Annotated in this window: 1 protein-coding gene; it reads right to left on the bottom strand. The window is 34.4% G+C overall.

Features of this window, described 5'->3' with window-relative positions; genetic code table 11:
- Positions 1-34: 34 nt before the first annotated feature.
- Positions 35-1,204: DUF759 family protein (locus HNR35_RS05710; RefSeq protein ID WP_183224550.1), on the bottom strand; the 1,170-nt coding region annotated here is incomplete at its 5' end.

The following is a 1,204-nucleotide window of genomic DNA, read 5'->3' as shown; positions in this document are numbered from 1 at the left end:
TTAATAGCCATAAGTAATTACCTTTTTCTTAAAATTATGGGGTATCGTTATACTTGTCTTCAGATTCTTTTTTTTCAGGAACTTTGTTTTTGGTTTTAGGAGGAGGAGTAGGATTGTCTTCAAAAGCCCAACCAACCAATGGCAACTTGGTAAAAAGGCTTTTCAGGCCTTTAAAAAAGGGCTCAATAACATGTGTTTGAAAAGTAAAATCTTTCAAGTAATCAGTGATTTTTTTAATTAGAGCAAGTATAGGCTCCAAAACAGTAGTGGTTAAGTTTGAAAGAGTTTGTTCAGCTGATGCTAAATTGCTATCAATCTCCTCTTTAGTATCCGCTTTTTTTGTAAGACCGTAGCTTTTATAATCGCCTAACATTTCAAGCATCTTACTAATTCTAGATTCTAGATCTACTTCAGCTCCACTTTGCCAAGCTTTTTTAGCATCTTCTGTATATTTATTGGCAATTTCCTCGCCCCATGTATTTTTTAATATATCATAAAGTTCACTTCCATCTCCACTAAGAAGACTATTAACGGCTTTTACAGCATCTTCACTGCTCATAGCACCGCTTGATTTAAGCACGGCTGCAAACTCCATTGATTTTTTCAAATTATGAAAATTTAACTTCCCCAAGTCTCTTAGAGTCCCTTTAAAAACACTTGCTTGATTTAAAAACTCTTCTTTTTCTAAGTCGCGCTCAAATCCTTTCAATCCGCTAAAAATTCCCTTCTCCTTTTCAGTTCCCTTAATCAGCATATCTCGTTCTTTTCCTGTATAAAATGCACTATTGAGAAGTTTCTTTTTATTGGTTTTAGATGTTTCTTCAACCGCTTTTTTTGCAAAGCCTAAAATCCCACCCGCTGCTTTCCCTATAGCATTACTAATAACATTTTCCAAGGCGCTACCTATAGCAATTTTGGCAACAAGTCCTTTTCCTTGAGAAGCCGCTAGCATTTTACTTTTTGCTTTTGATTCTTTTACAAGTTCTTTATACTCAAGGCGCCTTTTATCTCTATCCGACATTAAGGATCTTTTAAAAGCCTCTTTTCTAGCTTTTTCAAAACCCATGCCTTGTTTCATCAGCTTTTTAGTTTGTGTTAGCCTATATTTCTCAACACGTTCTCGTAAGTTTTCAAACTTAGATTGTCTGCTTAATTCTTTTTTCTTATCCGACAAATTATTTTTTACAATATCTTTAGTACTACC

Source organism: Borreliella spielmanii (genome assembly GCF_014201705.1).
In the GTDB taxonomy this organism is placed as follows: Bacteria; Spirochaetota; Spirochaetia; order Borreliales; family Borreliaceae; genus Borreliella; species Borreliella spielmanii.
Note: the sequence above shows the minus strand (reverse complement) of the source record. Positions and strands in the feature narration are given on the sequence as shown.